Raw genomic sequence first — 17,525 nt, forward strand, 5'->3', positions numbered from 1 at the left:
TTCGCTCGAAAACGCTATAATGGAACCCAACGCGCCGGCCTTGAACCGGCGACGCCGGAGACAGCAGATGTTCATTCAGACCGAAGCCACGCCCAATCCCGCCACGCTGAAATTCATTCCGGGCCGCATGGTGCTCGACAGCGGGACGATGGAATTTTCCTCGCCCGAGTCCGCCGCGCGCTCGCCGCTCGCCGAACGGCTGTTCGCCGTATCCGGCGTCACCGGCGTGTTCTACGGCGGCGACTTCATCACCGTGACCAAGGCGGACGGCGACTGGCAGCACCTCAAGCCCGCGATCCTCGGCGCCATCATGGAGCACTACATGTCCGGCGCGCCGCTGCTCGCCGACGGCACCGCGGCCAGCGACGATGCTCGCGATGAGGAAGACGAGTTCTTCGACGAGGCCGACGCCGAGACTGTCGAGCAGATCAAGGACCTGATCGAGACCCGCGTGCGTCCCGCGGTTGCCAATGACGGCGGCGACATCACCTTCCGCGGCTTCAAGGACGGCATCGTCTATCTCAACATGAAGGGCTCCTGCGCCGGCTGCCCGTCATCGACCGCAACCCTGCAACACGGCATACAGAACCTGCTCCGGCACTTCGTGCCCGACGTGCAGGAAGTCCGGCCGATGTGATGGAGCGGCGAATGGCGCGTGGCGGATCGCGAATAGCATTCTCCTCTGGACCTCTATTCGCCATTCCCCATTTGCCATTCGCCCTCCCATGATGATTCTCGCCATCGATACGGCGCTCGACGCCTGCTCCGCGGCGGTGCTCGACACCACCTCCGGCAATACAATCGCCATTGAATCGCAGGCGATGCAGCGCGGCCATGCCGAAGCGCTGATGCCGCTGATCGCTCGGGTGATGAAAGAGAGCGGCATCGGCTTTGCCGGGCTCGACCGCATCGCCGTCACCACCGGCCCCGGCAGTTTCACCGGCCTGCGCGTCGGCCTCTCGGCGGCGCGCGGCCTGGCGCTGGCCTCGGAAAAGCCGGTGGTCGGACTGTCGACGCTCGCCGCCTACGCCGCGCCTGTCGTCGCCGAGAATGGCGCGGCTGCGATCCTGTCGGCGATCGATGCGCGGCATGATCACGTCTATTTCCAGCTGGTGGGCGGCGACGGCAGCCCGATCATCAAGCCGAAGGTGGCGCCGATCGCGGAAGCGCTCGAGGCCTCCCAACACGGCGCGCTGCATCTGGTCGGCAACGCTGCCAATATCCTCGCCGAGCGCTGGCCCGCCGACGCGGCAACGCCGGTCAAGGTCAACCGGCAGCCCGCGCCCGATATTACCTGGGTCGCCTGGATCGGCGCGGCCGTGGATCCTGAAACCGCGCCGCCGCGGCCGTTCTATCTGCGTGCGCCCGACGCCAAGCCGCCGAGGGACCGGCTCGAGATCAGCACGCCGCGATCGACATGATCGGCTGGCTGTCACGATGGTGGGGCGGCGGTCCGCCCGCGGTCGAGCCCGCATCGCTGCGCGATGCGGCGCGACTCGCGCAATTGCACGGCGCGTCGTTTCATCGCGGCTGGGGCGAGGGCGAATTCGAGGCGATGCTGACCGAGCGCAACACGCTGGTGCACCGGCTGCGGCAGGGACGCAAGGTGATCGGCTTTGCCGTCTCGCGGATGGCGGCGGACGAGGCCGAAATCCTGTCGATTGCGATCGATTCCAATCAGCGCGGCCGCGGGCTGTCGCGCGACCTGCTGCTGACTCATCTCGGCCATCTTGCCGGCCGCGGCATCCGCACCATCTTCCTCGAGGTGGAAGAGAACAATCAGCCGGCGCGACGGCTCTATGAAAAGGCCGGATTCGGCGTGATCGGCCGCCGCGAACGCTACTACAAGCAGCCCGGCGGGGAACATTTGAACGCGCTTCTGATGCGGCGCGACTTGTCGTAACATCGGCGCGATGGCAGAACATCGCCCTGCTCTGCCATCCAAGGCCCAAGGACTGGCCAAGGACCTGCCAAGGACCCATGACGACGGTGAAAATCACGCCTGCGCAGAAGAATACCGGCATCGAGGCGCGCTGCGCCGCGACCGGCATGCGCATGACCGAACAGCGCCGTGTGATCGCACGCGTGCTGGCGGAGGCCATGGATCACCCTGACGTCGAGGAGCTCTACCGCCGCTGCGTGGCGGTCGACGACAAGATCTCGATCTCGACCGTCTATCGCACCGTCAAGCTGTTCGAGGATGCCGGCATCATCGAGCGCCACGACTTCCGCGAGGGCCGTGCGCGCTACGAGCAGATGCCCGAGAGCCATCACGACCACCTGATCAATCTGCGCGACGGCAAGGTGATCGAGTTCACCTCCGAGGAAATCGAGAAACTGCAGGCCGAGATCGCGCGCAAGCTCGGCTACAAGCTGGTCGATCACCGTCTCGAGCTGTATTGCGTCCCGCTCGACGAAGACAGCAAGTCGTAAGCCGGGTGAGTTTCGACCTCGTCATCTTCGATTGCGACGGCGTGCTGGTCGACAGCGAGGTGATCTCCTGTCGCGCGCATGCGGAGACGCTGACGCGGCACGGCTTTCCGATTACACCTGACGGCGTGCTGAAGCGCTTCCTCGGCGTGTCCGACCGCGAGGCGCGGCGGATCGTCGAGAGCGAGATCGGCCGCGCGCTGCCCGAAACCTTCGAAGCCGAGGTCAAGCACGCGACGCTGAGCTTCTATGCCGACGATCTCAGTGCGATCGCGCATGTCGGCGAGGCGATCGCTGCGCTCGGCTTACCGAAATGCGTGGCGTCGAGCGGCACGCCGGAAAAGATCCATCACGGCCTGACCTGCGCCGGGCTCTACGACCAGCTCGCACCGCATATTTTCTCCGCCACCCAGGTCAAGCGCGGCAAGCCGGCGCCCGATCTCTTCCTGTTCGCGGCGGCGCAGATGGGCGCCAGCCCGGCGCGCTGCGTCGTGATCGAGGACAGCGTGGCCGGCGTCACCGGCGCCCGCGCCGCCGGGATGACCGTGCTCGGATTTTACGGCGGCAGCCATTGCACGGCGGAACACGAGGACATGCTGCGCCAGGCCGGCGCGGCCGTCACCTTCGCCGATATGCGGAAATTGCCCGATTTGATCGCCCGGCTGGGGGCCAAAACCGCGGTTGCGTGAGCAATCTTCCCCTTCCCCCTGAAAGGGGAAGGTCGGGATGGGGGTTCCAGCCGCGGGCGCCGCTGCGTGCGGAGGGAGCTGATCCCCACCCGCTTTGCTCTGGCGAGCAAAGCGAGCCCCCCTTTTCAAGGGGAGGTGACAGGACCAGCCCCGGACCGCTGGATTTTCCCCGGTTTAAGCTATATTTCAGCCCCGGCGCCCCCGATGGCGCCGTTTCCATTTTTCGCTCTCAGGGTTCCATGACGACGCCGCGCAAGCTGCACATCAAGTCCTATGGCTGCCAGATGAATGTCTACGATGCGCAACGCATGGCGGACACGCTGGCCGGCGAGGGCTTTGTCGAGACCGCGAGCGCCGAAGACGCCGACCTCGTGATCCTCAACACCTGCCACATCCGCGAGAAGGCGTCGGAGAAAGTCTATTCCGAGCTCGGGCGGCTGCGCGTCGCCAAGGACGAGGCCGCGCGGGCGGGGCGCGAGATGAAGATCGCGGTCGCCGGCTGCGTCGCGCAGGCCGAAGGCGCCGAGATCATCCATCGCGCGCCGACCGTCGACATCGTGGTCGGGCCGCAGAGCTATCATCATCTGCCTGAGCTCTTGAAGCGCGCCAAGGCAAACGGCCGCGCGCTGGAAACCGAATTCCCGGTCGAGGACAAGTTCGGCTTCCTGCCGCAGCCGAAGCCGGATGCGATCCGCGCCCGCGGCATCTCCGCCTTCGTCACGGTGCAGGAAGGTTGCGACAAGTTCTGCACCTTCTGCGTGGTGCCCTATACGCGCGGCGCGGAAGTCTCGCGTCCGGTCGCCAGGATCATCGACGATGTGAAACAGCTCGCCGACAATGGCGTGCGCGAATTCACGCTGATCGGACAGAACGTCAACGCCTATCACGGCGAAGGTCCCGACGGCCGCGTCTGGCCGCTCGGCAAATTGTTGCAGCGGCTGGCCACAATTTCCGGCGTCACACGGCTGCGCTATTCGACCAGCCATCCGCGCGACGTCGACGACACCCTGATCGCGGCACATCGCGATTTGCCCGAACTGATGCCGTTCGTGCACCTGCCGGTGCAATCGGGGGCGGACCGGATCCTTGCCGCCATGAACCGCAAACATACCGCCGATGACTACCGGCGCGTCATCGACCGGTTCCGCGCCGCGCGGCAAGACATTGCTTTTTCATCAGATTTTATCGTGGGCTTCCCCGGAGAGACCGCGGAAGAATTTTCCGCCACCCTCGCGCTTGTCACGCAAATCGGATACGCTGCGGCGTATTCATTCAAATATTCGCCACGGCCGGGCACGCCGGCGGCGGAGATGCGGGAGACAGTGTCAGCAGCCGAGATGGACGAGCGCTTGGGGCGGCTTCAGGAATTGATCGACAGCCAGCAATCGGCCTTCAACCGGGCTGCGATTGGCACAACGGTCGATGTGCTGTTCGAGCGCGCCGCGCGCAATCCGGGCCAGATCGTCGGCCGCACCGCCTATCTGCAGCCCGCCCATGTGATGGCATCGCCTGACATCGTCGGCCAGGTCCTCCCGGTGAGGATCGACAGCCTCGAGCGCTACAGCCTGATCGGCGAGCTCGCGACGCGACCCGCGCCCGGCCTCATTTCGCAGACCATTGGAGCCTGAAATCCTTGCCCAAAAGCGCATCGGATTCGTCTTCGCTCGCTCCCAGCCGCAAACCTGACCGCGACATGCAAATGCCACCTGAGACCCGGCCCCCTGAAACTCAGGTCGTCATCGATTTCGACGACAACCGCGCGGCATCCGCGCTGGTCGGCCCCTACGGACAGAATCTGGCGCTGATCGAGCGGCGGCTCGGCGTCGTGGTCGATTCCCGCGGCAATCATCTCACCATCGCAGGCTCCCGAGACGGCTGCGACGCGGCGCGGCGCGTGCTGGAGACGCTCTACGCGCAGGCCGTCGAAGGACACGACCTCGATCAGGGCGAGGTCGAAGGTGCGATCCGCGCCGTGATCGCGCAGGGCTCGCTGTTCGAATTCGACAACAAGACCGCCAAGCCGACCTTCGAGACCATCAATCTGCGCAAGCGTCCGGTGCGCGCCCGCACCGCGGCGCAGGATTCCTACATCCGCGCGCTGAAGCGGCATGAGTTGGTGTTCGGCATCGGCCCGGCCGGCACCGGGAAGACCTGGCTCGCGGTCGCCCATGCCGCGCAGCTGTTCGAGCGCAAGGAGGTCGATCGCATCATCCTGACGCGCCCCGCGGTGGAAGCCGGCGAGCGGCTCGGCTTCCTGCCCGGCGACCTCAAGGAGAAGGTCGATCCGTATCTGCGCCCGATCTATGACGCGCTGTACGATCTGATGGATGCCCGCGTCGTCGAGCGCGCGCTGCAGGGCAACGAGATCGAGATCGCCCCGCTCGCCTTCATGCGCGGCCGCACCCTGACCAATGCCGCCATCATCCTCGACGAGGCGCAGAACACCACGACGATGCAGATGAAGATGTTCCTGACGCGTCTCGGCGAGAACAGCCGGATGATCGTCACCGGCGATCCGTCGCAGGTCGACCTGCCGCACGGCCAGACCTCGGGGCTCACGGAAGCCGTGAAGCTGCTCGACGGCGTCGAGGGCATCGCGCAGGTGCATTTCAAGGCCGAGGACGTCATCCGCCATGAATTGGTGGCGCGCATCGTGGCCGCCTATGAGGGATTGCCGCAAAAGCCGGCAAACGCCAGATCTTGAGACCAATAGCTTCGGCCGCGAGCCCGCACGACGCAGGATCCGGCCATAACGCAGATTTTGAAACCAACGTGTCTGCTTTTCCTGCAACCGAGGTTCTCGTCACCGCCGAATGCTGGCAGGCCGAGCCCAATGCCGACGCGGTGATCCACCGCGCCATCGAGGCTGCCGCCGAAATCGCCGATGCCGATGTCGCCGACGCCGAGCTTGCGGTGATGCTGACCGACGATGCCGGCATCCGCACCCTCAACGCCAACTGGCGCAGCATCGACAAGCCGACCAACGTGCTGTCGTTTCCGGCGCTGCAGCCGGAAGGCGCCGGCGGATCCGACGATGCCCCGCGCATGCTCGGCGATATCGCGATCGCCTATGAGACGACGCGGCGGGAAGCCGATGAAGAGCAGAAACCGTTCGACCATCATTTGAGCCATCTCGCGGTGCATGGCTTCCTGCACCTGATCGGTTACGACCACGAGAACGACGACGATGCCGAGGACATGGAGGCGCTCGAGCGCGAGATCCTCTCTTCCCTCGGCATTCCCGACCCCTATGCGGATCGGATCGCCTGACATGCCGGATTCCGAACCGACCCACGACAACCCGCGCAACGTGAGCAACCTGCCCGCCGTGGTGCACGAGGGCGAGGTGCAGCGCCCGGCGGCCGAGGGCTGGCTGGTGCGCGCGATCCGCACGCTGTTCGGCTGGAAGGCCGGCTCGGTGCGCGACGATTTGCAGGTCGTGCTCGACGCCTCGACGCCCGACGACGTCGGCTTCTCGGCGATCGAGCGCACCATGCTGCGCAACATCCTGTCGCTGAACGAGCGGCGGATCGCCGACGTCATGGTGCACCGCGCCGACATCGTCGCGGTCAAGCGCGACATTCCGCTCGGCGAATTGATGAGCCTGTTCGAGAGCGCGGCGCATTCGCGGCTCGTCGTCTACAACGAGACCCTCGACGACCCCGAGGGCATGGTGCACATCCGCGACCTGCTCGCCTTCATGACCGCGAGAGCCCGCGTCACCGACGCGACCAAGACGAAGCGCAAGAAGCCGTTTCCGGCCGGGCTCGATCTGCGCAGCGTCGATCTCGCGCTGCCGCTGTCGGAAGCCAATATCATCCGCAAGCTGCTCTATATCCCGCCATCGATGCGCGCGATCGACCTGCTGGCGCAGATGCAGGCCTCGCGGATCCATCTCGCGCTGGTGGTCGACGAATATGGCGGCACCGACGGGCTGGTGTCGATCGAGGATATCGTCGAGCAGATCGTCGGCGAGATCGACGACGAGCACGATTCCGACGAGCCGCCGTCCATCGTGCGCCAGCCGGACAACTCCTTCATCGCCGATGCGCGCGCCAGCCTCGACGATGTCCGCTCGGTGATCGGCGAGGATTTCGTGATCGGCGACGCCGGCGAGGAGGTCGAGACGCTCGGCGGTTACCTCGTATCGTTCGTCGGACGCCTGCCGGTACGCGGCGAGGTGATTTCGGGGCCCGGCAATTACGAGGTCGAGGTGCTCGACGCCGATCCGCGGCGGGTCAAGCGCGTGCGCATCACCGCGCGCAAGGAACGGCCGACGCCGCGCAAGGAGCGCGAGCGGCGCCGCGAGCAGGCGCCGGACTCCGGAAACCCGCAGGCGAATGACAACATGCCGCCGCCCGGCGAGGGAGCCGGTCCGCAGTGAGGCTGTCCGACAAGCTCCGATCGATCGGCCTTGCAATCATCCTGACCTGGGGATGGAAACGCGCCGTCCTCGCGCTCACGGCCGGCGCGCTGTCTGCGCTGGCGATGGCGCCGTTCAACGTCTGGCCGGTTCTGTTTCTCACCTTTTCCATCGCGGTCTGGCTGATCGACGGCAGCGCGGCCGGCCGCTGGCGCGGCGTGCCCGCCGCGGCGCTGTCCGGCTTCTGGTTCGGCCTCGGCTATTTCGTGCCGGGGCTGTACTGGATCGGCTACGCCTTCTTCGTCGATGCGGACACCTTCGCCTGGCTGACACCGTTCGCGGTGCTCGGCCTGCCCGCCTATCTCGCTTTGTTCACCGCGTTCGGCTTCGCGCTGGCGCGGCTGATCTGGCCGCGCGACGCCTCGCGCGTGCTGGCGCTCGCGGTCAGCCTGACGGTTTCGGAATGGCTGCGCGGCCATCTCCTCAGCGGCTTTCCGTGGAATGCGTTCGGCTACGCACTGACCGAGCCGCTGGCGCTGGCCCAGACCGCGTCGCTGATCGGGCTGTGGGGCATGACGTTCCTGGCCGTCGCGATCTTCGCAAGCCCGGCCGTGTTGATCGACGGCGGCTCGCGCGGCCGCAAGCCGTGGCGCGCGCCGGTGGCCGCGGTGCTGGTGCTGGCGGCAATGCTGGCGTTCGGCGTGATCCGCCTCGCGCAGCAACCGACCAGGATGGTCGACGGCGTCAAGCTGCGCATCATGCAGCCCGATTTGCAGCAGGACGCCAAGTTCAACTACTCCGCCAAGGCGGCGGTGATGCAGAAATATCTCACCCTGTCGGATCGCGCCTCAGGGCCGCACGCCACGGGCGTGAAGGATGCCACCATCCTGATCTGGCCGGAATCCGCGTTTCCGTTCTTCCTGACCAAGGAAGCCGACGCGATGGCGCAGATCGCCGACTTGCTGCCGAAGGGAACCGTGCTGATCACCGGTTCGGTGCGCGCGCCCGATCTGCCGCCCGGCGTCCGCGTGACGCGCGCCTATAATTCCATCTACGTCATCGACCACGACGGCAGCGTGCTCGCGGTCTATGACAAGCTGCATCTTGTCCCGTTCGGAGAATATCTGCCGTTCCAGGACTTGATGGAGAAGCTCGGCTTCGTGCAGCTCACCAAGGTGCAGGGCGGCTACATTCCCGGCACGATCCGACGGCCGCTCGATATTCCGAACGCACCGCGCGCCCTGCCCGTGATCTGCTACGAGGCGATCTTTCCCGGCAATATCGTGAGCCGCGACGACCGTCCCGGCTGGATCGTCAATGTCACCAATGACGGATGGTTCGGAATCTCGACCGGCCCTTACCAGCACCTGCAACAGGCCCGGCTGCGCACCATCGAGGAAGGCCTGCCGATGGTCCGCGCCGCAAATACGGGCGTCTCGGCCGTCATCGACCCGGTTGGCCGGATCGTCGCACAACTCGGGCTCGGCATCGAAGGCGTGCTCGATGCCGGCCTGCCGGCGGCCATCGCGCCGACGATCTATGCGCGTGTCGGGAACATCCCCGCCGCTGTGATTGTGATCACAGCCTTGGCGTTCGTGTTGCGGCGGCGGTTTGTGAGGCGAAAACCCTGACGGCTGCATATCGCCGGTTGTCGCGAACCCGAAAAAACGTCGAAATTTACCTCAGTATGATTCCACCAGTTGACAGATCGACCGTGCACTTCGCATTGTACGGGTCCACGCGAAATCACAAGCCAAGTCAGCCCCTTTGCGCAAATTGTCCGCATTTCGTCCCGATCCTCCTTGCAGGATTTGACGGCACCGGCGCCTGAGGCATACTCCACTTCCAACTTGCCTCATCCACGGGCGCGCAATCCCTTAGGAGAGTTGGAGATGTCCACCAAAGCGCCCAATCCTGTTGACAAATATGTCGGCAGCCGCGTCCGTATGCGACGCATCATGCTCGGCATGAGCCAGGAGAAACTGGGCGAGGCGCTAGGCCTGACGTTCCAGCAGGTGCAGAAATACGAGAAGGGCACCAACCGCGTCGGCGCCAGCCGGCTGCAGCAGATCTCCGAAATCCTGCAGGTGCCGGTCTCTTTCCTGTTCGATGGCGGCCCGAGCGGGGTCAAGACCGCCGACGGCTTCAGCGAGGGCGCCTCGCCGACCTACGTCTCCGATTTTCTGGCAACCGCCGAGGGCCTGGCCCTGACCCGCGCCTTCACGCGGATCGCGGACGCCAAGCTCCGCCGCAGCATCGTCGAACTGGTCGAGCAGATTGCGGCGCGCGAGGCAGCCGAGCAGGCCTGATTCAGCCATATCCGTTTGAGAGATCGTCAAATCTGGAATATGCCATTCCGGCGCGCGCCAACGCGATGAGCTCAGCTTGAGCATCATCGCGCTTGAGCGCCTCCTTCGAGCATGATTCCGGATCGTGCTTCGGCGCGTGCGCGCAATGACAAAGCGAATTCACAGGCGACGACAACAGCATGTCCAGCAATCCGTTCGAAACCGCCGTGATTCTCGACGGCATCCGCCGCTGGGTCGAGATCGAATCTCCGACGGAGCGGCCCGATCAGGTCAACAAGCTGGCTGATCTCGTCGCCTCGGGCTATCGCGACCTGCCGGCCACGGTGGAGCGCATTGCAGGACGCGACGGCTGCGGCGATCACCTGGTGACGCGCTCGTCCTGGGGCGAGGAGGCGCCGGGCATCCTGGTGCTGAGCCATCTCGACACAGTCCATCCGATGGGATTCATCGAACGGTTACCATTCAAGGTCGACGGCGACAGCGCGTTCGGCCCCGGCATCTACGACATGAAGGGCGGCGCCTACCTCGCCTATCATGCATTCCGGCAGGTCTGCGCCGACGGCGCGCGCCCGCCGCTCGGCATCACCCAGCTCTACGTGTCGGACGAGGAGATCGGCAGCCCGACCTCGCGGGCGCTGATCGAGGCCGAGGGCCGCAAGGCCAAATACGTGCTGGTGACGGAGCCGGCGCGCGACGGCGGCAAGATCGTCACCGGACGCAAGGGCGTTGCGCGTTTCGACGTCACCATCAAGGGCGCGCCGGCCCATGCCGGCACGCGCCCCGAGGACGGCCGCAGCGCGATCCGGGAGCTCGGCAATGTGATCCAGGCGCTGGAGGCCATGAACGATCTCAAGCGCGGCGTCACCGTCAATGTCGGTGTCGTCCGCGGCGGCACCAAGCCGAACGTGATCGCCGAAGAGGCCTATGCGGAAGTCGACATGCGCGTGCCGACCATGGCCGACGCCGACGAGCTGGTTCCGAAGATCCTCGGGATCACCTCACGCACCGAGGGCGTCAGCGTGAAGATATCGGGCGAATTGAACCGTCCGCCCTATGAGAAAAGCAATGCCGGCGCCGCACTCTACGAGCACGCCAAGGGGCTGGCCGCCGAGCTCGGCTTCGAGCTGGCGGATGTGTTCACCGGCGGCGGCTCCGACGGCAATTTCACCGCGCCGCACACCGCGACCCTCGACGGCCTCGGCGTCGACGGCAAGGGTGCGCATACCCATTACGAGCAGCTCTACATCTCGTCGATCGAGCCGCGCGCGCGGCTGCTCCACCGTCTCTATCAAACGCTGCGATGACACCGGCTCCAGGCGACCGCGGCGATCGCGATTCCCCCGACGACGGCACGATGGCGCATGCGCGCGGCTCGTTCTTCGGACGGCGCAAGGGCCATAAGCTGCGCCCGCATCAGGCCGACCTGATCGACACTCTGCTGCCGCATCTGGCCGTCGACATCTCGGCGCCCGCGCCCGAGGCGCTGACCGAGTTGTTCGATGACGGCATCGAGAATGTCAGGCTCGAAATCGGCTTCGGCGGCGGCGAGCATCTGATCGCGGAGGCACAGGCCTTTCCGAGCACGGGCTTCATCGGCTGCGAGCCCTATGTCAACGGCATGGCGAAGATCCTGACCCAGATCGAGGCGCAAAATATCGGCAACATCCGCCTGTTCGCCGGCGACGCGGCCGAACTGCTGGCCTGGGCGCCGACGCGCTCAGTTGCGCGCATCGACCTGATCCATCCCGATCCGTGGCCGAAGCGGCGGCACTGGAAGCGGCGCTTCGTGCAGGATGCAACGGTCACTGCGATGACACGATTGCTGCCGCCGGGCGGCGAATTCCGCTTCGTCAGCGATATCGATGATTATTGCGCCTGGACGCTGGCGCATCTGATGCGCTCGCCAGACTTCGCCTGGCTTGCCGAGCGCGCGATCGACTGGCAACAGCCGTGGCCGAACTACACGATGACGCGCTACGGCGCCAAGGCCGAGCGCGAGGGGCGCAAGGCGGCGTATTTGCGATTCAAGCGGTTGCCCTAACGCCGTCATTCCGGGCGATGCGCAGCATCGAACCCGGAACCTCGAGATTCCGGGTTCGTCGCTATCGCGACGCCCCGGAATGACGGATAGCTATCCCTTCACTTCCGCCAGCCGCGCCTTCCTGACGTCGGTCGCCTCCCACACCATCCGCTTGCCGCGCTCGCGGCCGAGCAGCTCGATCGGATCGTGATTGTCGATGTGGCCGAACTGGCCCTTGTAGACGCTGTAGCCGCACAATTCCTGCAAACGGCGCGGAAAGCGGGCCGCGGTCTCGCGCGGAATGCCGAGTTGCAGGTTCTCCTGCTGCCGCATCCAGCCCCAGCAATAGGCGCAGGAGAAGGCAAAGCGCCTGGCGTCGCTGCTATTTGCGCCGCCGCCATGCCACAGGGCGCTGTCGAACAGCATCACGCTGCCGGCCGGCATGGTCGCGGTGACCGCGTCGTACTCCTTGCCGTATTCGGGCGACGAATCGAATTTGTGGCTGCGCGGAATGATCCGCGTCGCGCCATTGTCGTCGCGGAAATCGGACAGCGCCCAGATCGCATTGATCGTGATCGGGATGTGCGGCCGCGGCAACGGGATCAATTGGGTGTCTTCGTGAATCGGCTGCGCCTCCTGGCCGGGCCCGAGCACCAGCGAGCAGAACGACGAGAGCAGGCATTCCCTGTCCAGCACGCGTTCGACCACCGGCAGCACGTTGTCATGCAGCGGCACCTCCCAGAACAGATCGTCATAGGTCAGGAGGTTGTTGATGCGCAGCGTCTTGAAGCCTTCGAACGATGTTCGGGCAGGTGCGAGACTGTGCTCGCGCTCGATTCTCAGCACCGCCGCCTTCAACCCCTCGACCAGATCGGGCGAGGCGGCGCGCTCGATCACGGTGTATCCGTCGTCGCGGATCCGCGCGGCGTGCGTTTGGATGTCGGCGTCCGTCAGCATGGCAATCTCCCCGTTGGCGCTGTGTCGCGCCTTGCGGAAAGCATAGCGGAACGATTTTGGGTTTGGGAAGTGTGCACTATGATCCGTCATGCTGAGGAGGCCGCAAAGCGGCCGTCTCGAAGCCCGACGGCCCGGCTGCAACAGCGTGGCCGTGCATCCTTCGAGACGCGCACAAATGCGCGCTCCGCAGGATGACGGAATGAAGAGTCCCCGGCGGACTAGCGCGACTTCCAGAACTCCACGACGCGCTGCGCCGTCGAGGGCATCAGGCGCACGAAATTCACCCGCGCACCTTCGATATCGGCAGGAGACGGCACGCGGTTCGGCCCGAGCCGCATCAGGATCAGGGCGCGCACGGTCGGCCATTCGAAGCCGATCGTCTTGCTCGCAATCAGGATCGGATCGTAACGGTCGCCGGAGATCAGGCGATCGAGCGTGACGATCTTCACGCCGGCCATCGCGGCGAGCGCCGCCACGCATTCCTCATACTTGAAGGCCTTTGCGAAGCCGGCCACCGCGGCCTCGTTCAATTCGCCGGCGCGATGCAGCGCCAGGATGGCGCGCTGCGCGGCTGTGAAATCGCGGCCCTCGACCTGAACGATCACGCCCTCGATCTCCTTCATCGCCAGCTTGATCTCGGCCTGGCGTTCCGGCTTGGCGACGGCATGCAGACGGCGGCGGATCACGTCGATCGAGCCGGCGAGCAGGCCCTTCAGATGCTCGGGCGGAAGATCATCGCGGCGGCCGATCCGCAGCGTCAGCACGCCGTCCTGGCCGGCTCGTTGTACCAAGGTCGTGAAGGAGGCGTCCGAGAACGCCGCGCCCGCATTGCCGGCCGCGCATCGGATGACGTCGCGATCGCCGCGTCGGACGAGGACGTCGGTCAGCGCAGTCGAGAGCTTCGATCGCTCGGCCATCGCGAGCAGATGGCCCTGGCCCTTGGCATTGGCGATCTCGACCAGCACCTTTTCGTCAATCACCGGCGATCGGCGCAGCAGCGGCCCCGCGATCGCGACCTCGTCCTCGCGGGCGAGTTGCCCGACCAGATGCCGCGGCGCGTTGGCGAGCAGCGCGAGCCGTTCGGCGAGATCGACCCGCGCAGCAAGCTCGGCATGCGGGACCAGGCTGGTCAGCACCCCGTCGAACAGGTCGATATGGTCGGGACGGAAGCTCGCGGCGCCCTGAAGAAACAGCTCGCCGAGCCGCCGCGCGGCCTCGGCGCGGCGCTTGGGGTCGCCGCGGCGAACGATGTCGTCGAGTTCCGGGATCAGCGCAGGGGCTGTCGTCATGAGCCTTGTCCGACCGGCGACTTCTGCCGATTTTCGGCAATCTATGGTCCCGTTCGTAAACGGAGGGTTAGATCAATCCGGCATCCTGGGAGCCGTAAAATCGCCTCCCGCCGGACCCGGGGGCCTTGCCGGAGCCGGGCAAAAGAGCTATATCCAGCGCAACTTATGGTATCTCATACGATCGCGTAGGAGAGTGGGCCCCCCGGGACCCGCTCTTTTTTATTACCTGACGGGACCCAACGAGGCCGGGTCCAGTTTGGGTAGCGTTAGCGGCCCCTTAAGGCCACCTGAACAACACAACAGACCTCCGCAGCCTTTAGACCTTAGACAGCCTTTGACACTGGATATGACCGAACCGACCGCCACGTCCGTGGACACCGAACTGCTCGCCGAGCCGCGTCTCGTCGTTGAGCCCGGGGTCGCGGCGCGTGTCGCCGCGGTCGCGGTCCCGGTGCTGCAGGGCATGGGCTATCGCCTGGTGCGCATCAAGGTCTCGGGCGACGCCGGCTGCACCGTGCAGATCATGGCGGAGCGGCCCGACGGCTCGATGCAGCTCGAGGATTGCGAGGCTATCTCGCGCGCGCTGTCGCCGGTGCTCGATGTCGCCGACCCGATCGAGCGCGCCTACCGGCTGGAAATCTCTTCGCCCGGCATCGACCGCCCACTGGTGCGCCGCTCCGACTTTGAGCGCTACACCGGGCATCTCGTGAAGATCGAGATGGCGGTAGCGCATCAGGGCCGCAAGCGGTTCCGCGGCCTGCTCGCCGGCGTCGAGGGCGATGCGGTGCGCATCAGGCGCGACGATCCGCGTCCCGACGAGGACGTCGAGGTTCTCCTGGTGATGGAGGACATCTCGGACGCGCGGCTGGTGCTGACCGACGAATTGATCGAGGAATCGATGCGGCGCGGCAAGGCCGCCGAGCGCGAGCTGCGCCGCGAGCTCGGCCTCGCGCCGCCGCAGCCGGCCCACGCCAAGAAGAGCGATCCGGCGAAGAGCCAGAAGCCGAAACCCAAGCCTGCTCACAAGCCCGGCAAGAAGCCGGCTCCGACCAACACCAAAAAGCACCGCCTGGCGGCCGAGCGCGCGCGCCGTGGCGAGATCGATCCATCCGAAGGAGACTAAGCCATGGCAGTCAGCGCCAACAAACTCGAACTGCTGCAGATCGCAGACGCAGTTGCGCGCGAAAAGTCGATCGACCGCTCCATCGTGATCGCGGCGATGGAAGACGCCATCGCCAAGGCCGCGCGTGCCCGCTACGGCAGCGAGACCGACGTCCATGCCGAGATCGATGCCAAGAAGGGCGAGCTGCGGCTGACCCGCCACATGCTGGTGGTCGACGTCGTCGAAAACTCGTCGAACCAGATTTCGCTGCACGATGCGCAGCGCGCCAATCCAGGCGCCCAGGTCGGCGACACCATCGCCGACACGCTGCCGCCGCTGGAATATGGCCGCATCGCCGCGCAGTCGGCCAAGCAGGTGATCGTGCAGAAGGTGCGCGAGGCCGAGCGCGACCGGCAGTACCAGGAATTCAAGGATCGCATCGGCGACATCGTCAACGGCATCGTCAAGCGCGTCGAATATGGCAGCGTGATCGTCGACCTCGGCCGTGGCGAAGCGATCGTGCGCCGCGACGAGATGCTGCCGCGCGAAGTGTTCCGCAACGGCGACCGCGTCCGCGCCTATATCTTCGACGTCCGCCGCGAGACCCGCGGTCCGCAGATCTTCCTGTCGCGCACCCATCCGCAGTTCATGGCGAAGCTGTTCGCGCAGGAAGTGCCGGAGATCTACGACGGCATCGTCGAGATCAAGGCGGTCGCCCGCGATCCGGGCTCGCGCGCCAAGATCGGCGTGATCTCGCGCGATTCCTCAGTCGACCCGGTCGGCGCCTGCGTCGGCATGCGCGGCTCGCGCGTGCAGGCCGTGGTGAACGAGCTGCAGGGCGAGAAGATCGACATCATCCCGTGGTCACCCGACATCGCGACCTTCGTCGTCAACGCGCTGGCGCCGGCTGAAGTCGCCAAGGTCGTGATCGACGAGGACCGCGAGCGCATCGAGGTCGTGGTTCCCGACACCAATAACCAGCTGTCGCTGGCGATCGGCCGCCGCGGCCAGAACGTCCGGCTCGCCTCGCAGCTGACCGGCTGGGACATCGACATCCTGACCGAGCAGGAAGAGTCGGAGCGCCGCCAGGCCGACTTCGAGAACTCGACCCGCGTGTTCATGGAAGCGCTCAATGTCGACGAGGTGGTCGGCCAGCTGCTCGCCTCCGAGGGCTTCACCTCGGTCGAGGAACTCGCGCTGGTGGACGTCAAGGAACTCGCCGGCATTGAGGGTTTCGACGAGGAGACCGCCACCGAGCTGCAGACCCGCGCCCGCGAATATCTGGAACAGCTCGAGGCGGAACTGGAAGCCAAGCGCAAGGAACTCGGCGTCGAGGACGCCATGAAGGACGTGCCCGGCATCACCGGCAAGATGCTGGTGAAGCTCGGCGAGAACGATGTGAAGACGGTCGAGGATCTCGCCGGCTGCGCCACCGACGATCTGGTCGGCTGGACCGAGCGCAAGGAAGGCAGCGAGCCGACCAAGCATGCCGGGTTCCTCGACGGCATCGAGATCTCGCGCGACGAGGCCGAGGCCTTGATCATGCAGGCCCGTCTGAAGGCCGGCTGGATCACCGAGGCCGACCTCGCCAAGCCTGCTGAGGAGGCCGAGGCCGCCGAAGCAGAAACGACGGCCTCGTAAGGAGATGCCCCACGGATGCTGGCTCAGGCTGACCCCGATCTCGACGATGGGCCGCGGACGCAGAAGTCCGCGACCACGCGGATGTGCGCGGTCAGCCGCGAGGTGCGTCCGATCGACGAGCTGATCCGGTTCGTCGTCGCGCCCACGGGCGAGGTGATCCCGGATCTCAAGCGCAAGCTGCCCGGCCGCGGATTATGGGTTTCCGCATCGCGGCGCAGCGTTGCGGAAGCGGTCCGCCGTCACCAATTTAGCAAGGGATTCAAGCGCGACGTCCGCGTCGCGCCGACCCTCCCCACCGACACCGACACCCTCCTGGTGCGCAGCGTCACCGAGGCCCTGGCGATGGCCGCCAAGGCCGGTCAGGTCGTTTCGGGCTTCGGCAAGGTCGAGGACGCACTCAACCGGAACGAAACTGCAGCCCTGATCCACGCTTCCGACGGCGCGGCGGACGGAATCCGCAAATTGGACGCGATCGTGAGGCAAAGGGGCGAAAAACGTGGTGAATCGCCGGTAATCCCCGTCGTCAATGTTTTGACGTCGGAAGAATTGGATTTGGCACTTGGGCGGTCAAATGTGATACATGCTGCGCTGCTCGCGGGCCCGGCGAGCAAGACGTTCCTGTCGCGCTGCCAGATGCTGGTCCGATACCGGATGGCCGACGACGACAAGACCGCCGAAGCGGCCAGAAATTCCAGAGCGTGATCCGGGAAGGCGGACGCCGTCTT

18 protein-coding genes are annotated in these 17,525 nt (G+C 65.8%); 16 read left to right on the forward strand and 2 right to left on the reverse strand.

What is annotated here, in order from left to right:
* Positions 1 to 67: 67 nt before the first annotated feature.
* From QA639_RS00150 to trmB, 13 genes are all read left to right on the forward strand, one after another.
* Positions 68 to 637, forward strand: a complete 570-nt coding sequence (locus QA639_RS00150) for a NifU family protein (RefSeq protein WP_028335524.1) — start codon at positions 68 to 70, stop codon at positions 635 to 637.
* A gap of 88 nt (positions 638 to 725) precedes the next feature.
* Entirely contained in the window at positions 726 to 1,421 is a 696-nt protein-coding gene (tsaB, locus tag QA639_RS00155; RefSeq protein WP_283088932.1) for a tRNA (adenosine(37)-N6)-threonylcarbamoyltransferase complex dimerization subunit type 1 TsaB, read from the forward strand.
* Entirely contained in the window at positions 1,418 to 1,903 is a 486-nt protein-coding gene (rimI, locus tag QA639_RS00160) for a ribosomal protein S18-alanine N-acetyltransferase (protein ID WP_057015309.1), read from the forward strand. Before tsaB ends, rimI begins: the two co-directional genes overlap by 4 nt.
* Positions 1,904 to 1,980: 77 nt before the next feature.
* Positions 1,981 to 2,433, forward strand: coding sequence for a Fur family transcriptional regulator (locus QA639_RS00165; protein WP_016840396.1), 453 nt, complete (start codon positions 1,981 to 1,983; stop codon positions 2,431 to 2,433).
* A 5-nt stretch (positions 2,434 to 2,438) separates the two neighbouring features.
* Positions 2,439 to 3,119 (forward strand): HAD family hydrolase, encoded by a 681-nt coding sequence (locus QA639_RS00170; protein WP_028335521.1) that lies wholly within the window; start codon positions 2,439 to 2,441, stop codon positions 3,117 to 3,119.
* A 239-nt stretch (positions 3,120 to 3,358) separates the two neighbouring features.
* A complete protein-coding gene (gene miaB / locus QA639_RS00175; protein ID WP_283088933.1) occupies positions 3,359 to 4,747 on the forward strand; it encodes a tRNA (N6-isopentenyl adenosine(37)-C2)-methylthiotransferase MiaB in 1,389 nt (462 codons plus the stop codon).
* A gap of 5 nt (positions 4,748 to 4,752) precedes the next feature.
* Positions 4,753 to 5,823 (forward strand): PhoH family protein, encoded by a 1,071-nt coding sequence (locus QA639_RS00180; protein ID WP_080667141.1) that lies wholly within the window; start codon positions 4,753 to 4,755, stop codon positions 5,821 to 5,823.
* Between the two features lie 68 nt (positions 5,824 to 5,891).
* Complete coding sequence (gene ybeY / locus QA639_RS00185) at positions 5,892 to 6,389, forward strand: rRNA maturation RNase YbeY (RefSeq protein ID WP_050383422.1); 498 nt, start codon at positions 5,892 to 5,894, stop codon at positions 6,387 to 6,389.
* Position 6,390: 1 nt separating this feature from the next.
* The gene (locus QA639_RS00190; protein WP_028335517.1) at positions 6,391 to 7,503 is read left to right on the forward strand and encodes a hemolysin family protein; all 1,113 of its coding nucleotides are present in this window, start codon (positions 6,391 to 6,393) and stop codon (positions 7,501 to 7,503) included.
* Positions 7,500 to 9,113, forward strand: a complete 1,614-nt coding sequence (lnt, locus tag QA639_RS00195; RefSeq protein WP_283088934.1) for an apolipoprotein N-acyltransferase — start codon at positions 7,500 to 7,502, stop codon at positions 9,111 to 9,113. Before QA639_RS00190 ends, lnt begins: the two co-directional genes overlap by 4 nt.
* 261 nt (positions 9,114 to 9,374) lie before the next feature.
* The gene (locus tag QA639_RS00200) at positions 9,375 to 9,791 is read left to right on the forward strand and encodes a helix-turn-helix domain-containing protein (protein WP_028335515.1); all 417 of its coding nucleotides are present in this window, start codon (positions 9,375 to 9,377) and stop codon (positions 9,789 to 9,791) included.
* Between the two features lie 179 nt (positions 9,792 to 9,970).
* Positions 9,971 to 11,095, forward strand: a complete 1,125-nt coding sequence (locus QA639_RS00205) for a M20 family metallopeptidase (RefSeq protein ID WP_283088935.1) — start codon at positions 9,971 to 9,973, stop codon at positions 11,093 to 11,095.
* A complete protein-coding gene (gene trmB, locus QA639_RS00210) occupies positions 11,092 to 11,832 on the forward strand; it encodes a tRNA (guanosine(46)-N7)-methyltransferase TrmB (RefSeq protein ID WP_283088936.1) in 741 nt (246 codons plus the stop codon). Before QA639_RS00205 ends, trmB begins: the two co-directional genes overlap by 4 nt.
* Before the next feature lie 90 nt (positions 11,833 to 11,922).
* On the opposite strand, the gene QA639_RS00215 is transcribed toward trmB, so the two are convergent.
* On the reverse strand, positions 11,923 to 12,768 hold the full coding sequence (locus QA639_RS00215; RefSeq protein WP_283088937.1) for a phytanoyl-CoA dioxygenase family protein: 846 nt from the start codon (positions 12,766 to 12,768) through the stop codon (positions 11,923 to 11,925).
* A gap of 218 nt (positions 12,769 to 12,986) precedes the next feature.
* Complete coding sequence (locus tag QA639_RS00220) at positions 12,987 to 14,057, reverse strand: DUF2336 domain-containing protein (protein ID WP_157342641.1); 1,071 nt, start codon at positions 14,055 to 14,057, stop codon at positions 12,987 to 12,989.
* A 346-nt stretch (positions 14,058 to 14,403) separates the two neighbouring features.
* On the opposite strand from QA639_RS00220, the gene rimP reads away from it, so the two are divergent.
* The 3 genes from rimP to QA639_RS00235 are packed head-to-tail and all read left to right on the forward strand — an operon-like array spanning position 14,404 to position 17,502.
* Complete coding sequence (gene rimP, locus QA639_RS00225) at positions 14,404 to 15,180, forward strand: ribosome maturation factor RimP (RefSeq protein ID WP_028335509.1); 777 nt, start codon at positions 14,404 to 14,406, stop codon at positions 15,178 to 15,180.
* A gap of 3 nt (positions 15,181 to 15,183) precedes the next feature.
* Positions 15,184 to 16,800, forward strand: a complete 1,617-nt coding sequence (gene nusA, locus QA639_RS00230) for a transcription termination factor NusA (RefSeq protein WP_028335508.1) — start codon at positions 15,184 to 15,186, stop codon at positions 16,798 to 16,800.
* Positions 16,801 to 16,815: 15 nt separating this feature from the next.
* Positions 16,816 to 17,502: an RNA-binding protein gene (locus tag QA639_RS00235; protein WP_050383429.1), complete on the forward strand. Its 687-nt coding sequence runs from the start codon at positions 16,816 to 16,818 to the stop codon at positions 17,500 to 17,502.
* Positions 17,503 to 17,525: the final 23 nt, after the last annotated feature.

Source organism: Bradyrhizobium pachyrhizi, assembly GCF_029714545.1.
Taxonomy (GTDB): Bacteria; Pseudomonadota; Alphaproteobacteria; order Rhizobiales; family Xanthobacteraceae; genus Bradyrhizobium; species Bradyrhizobium pachyrhizi.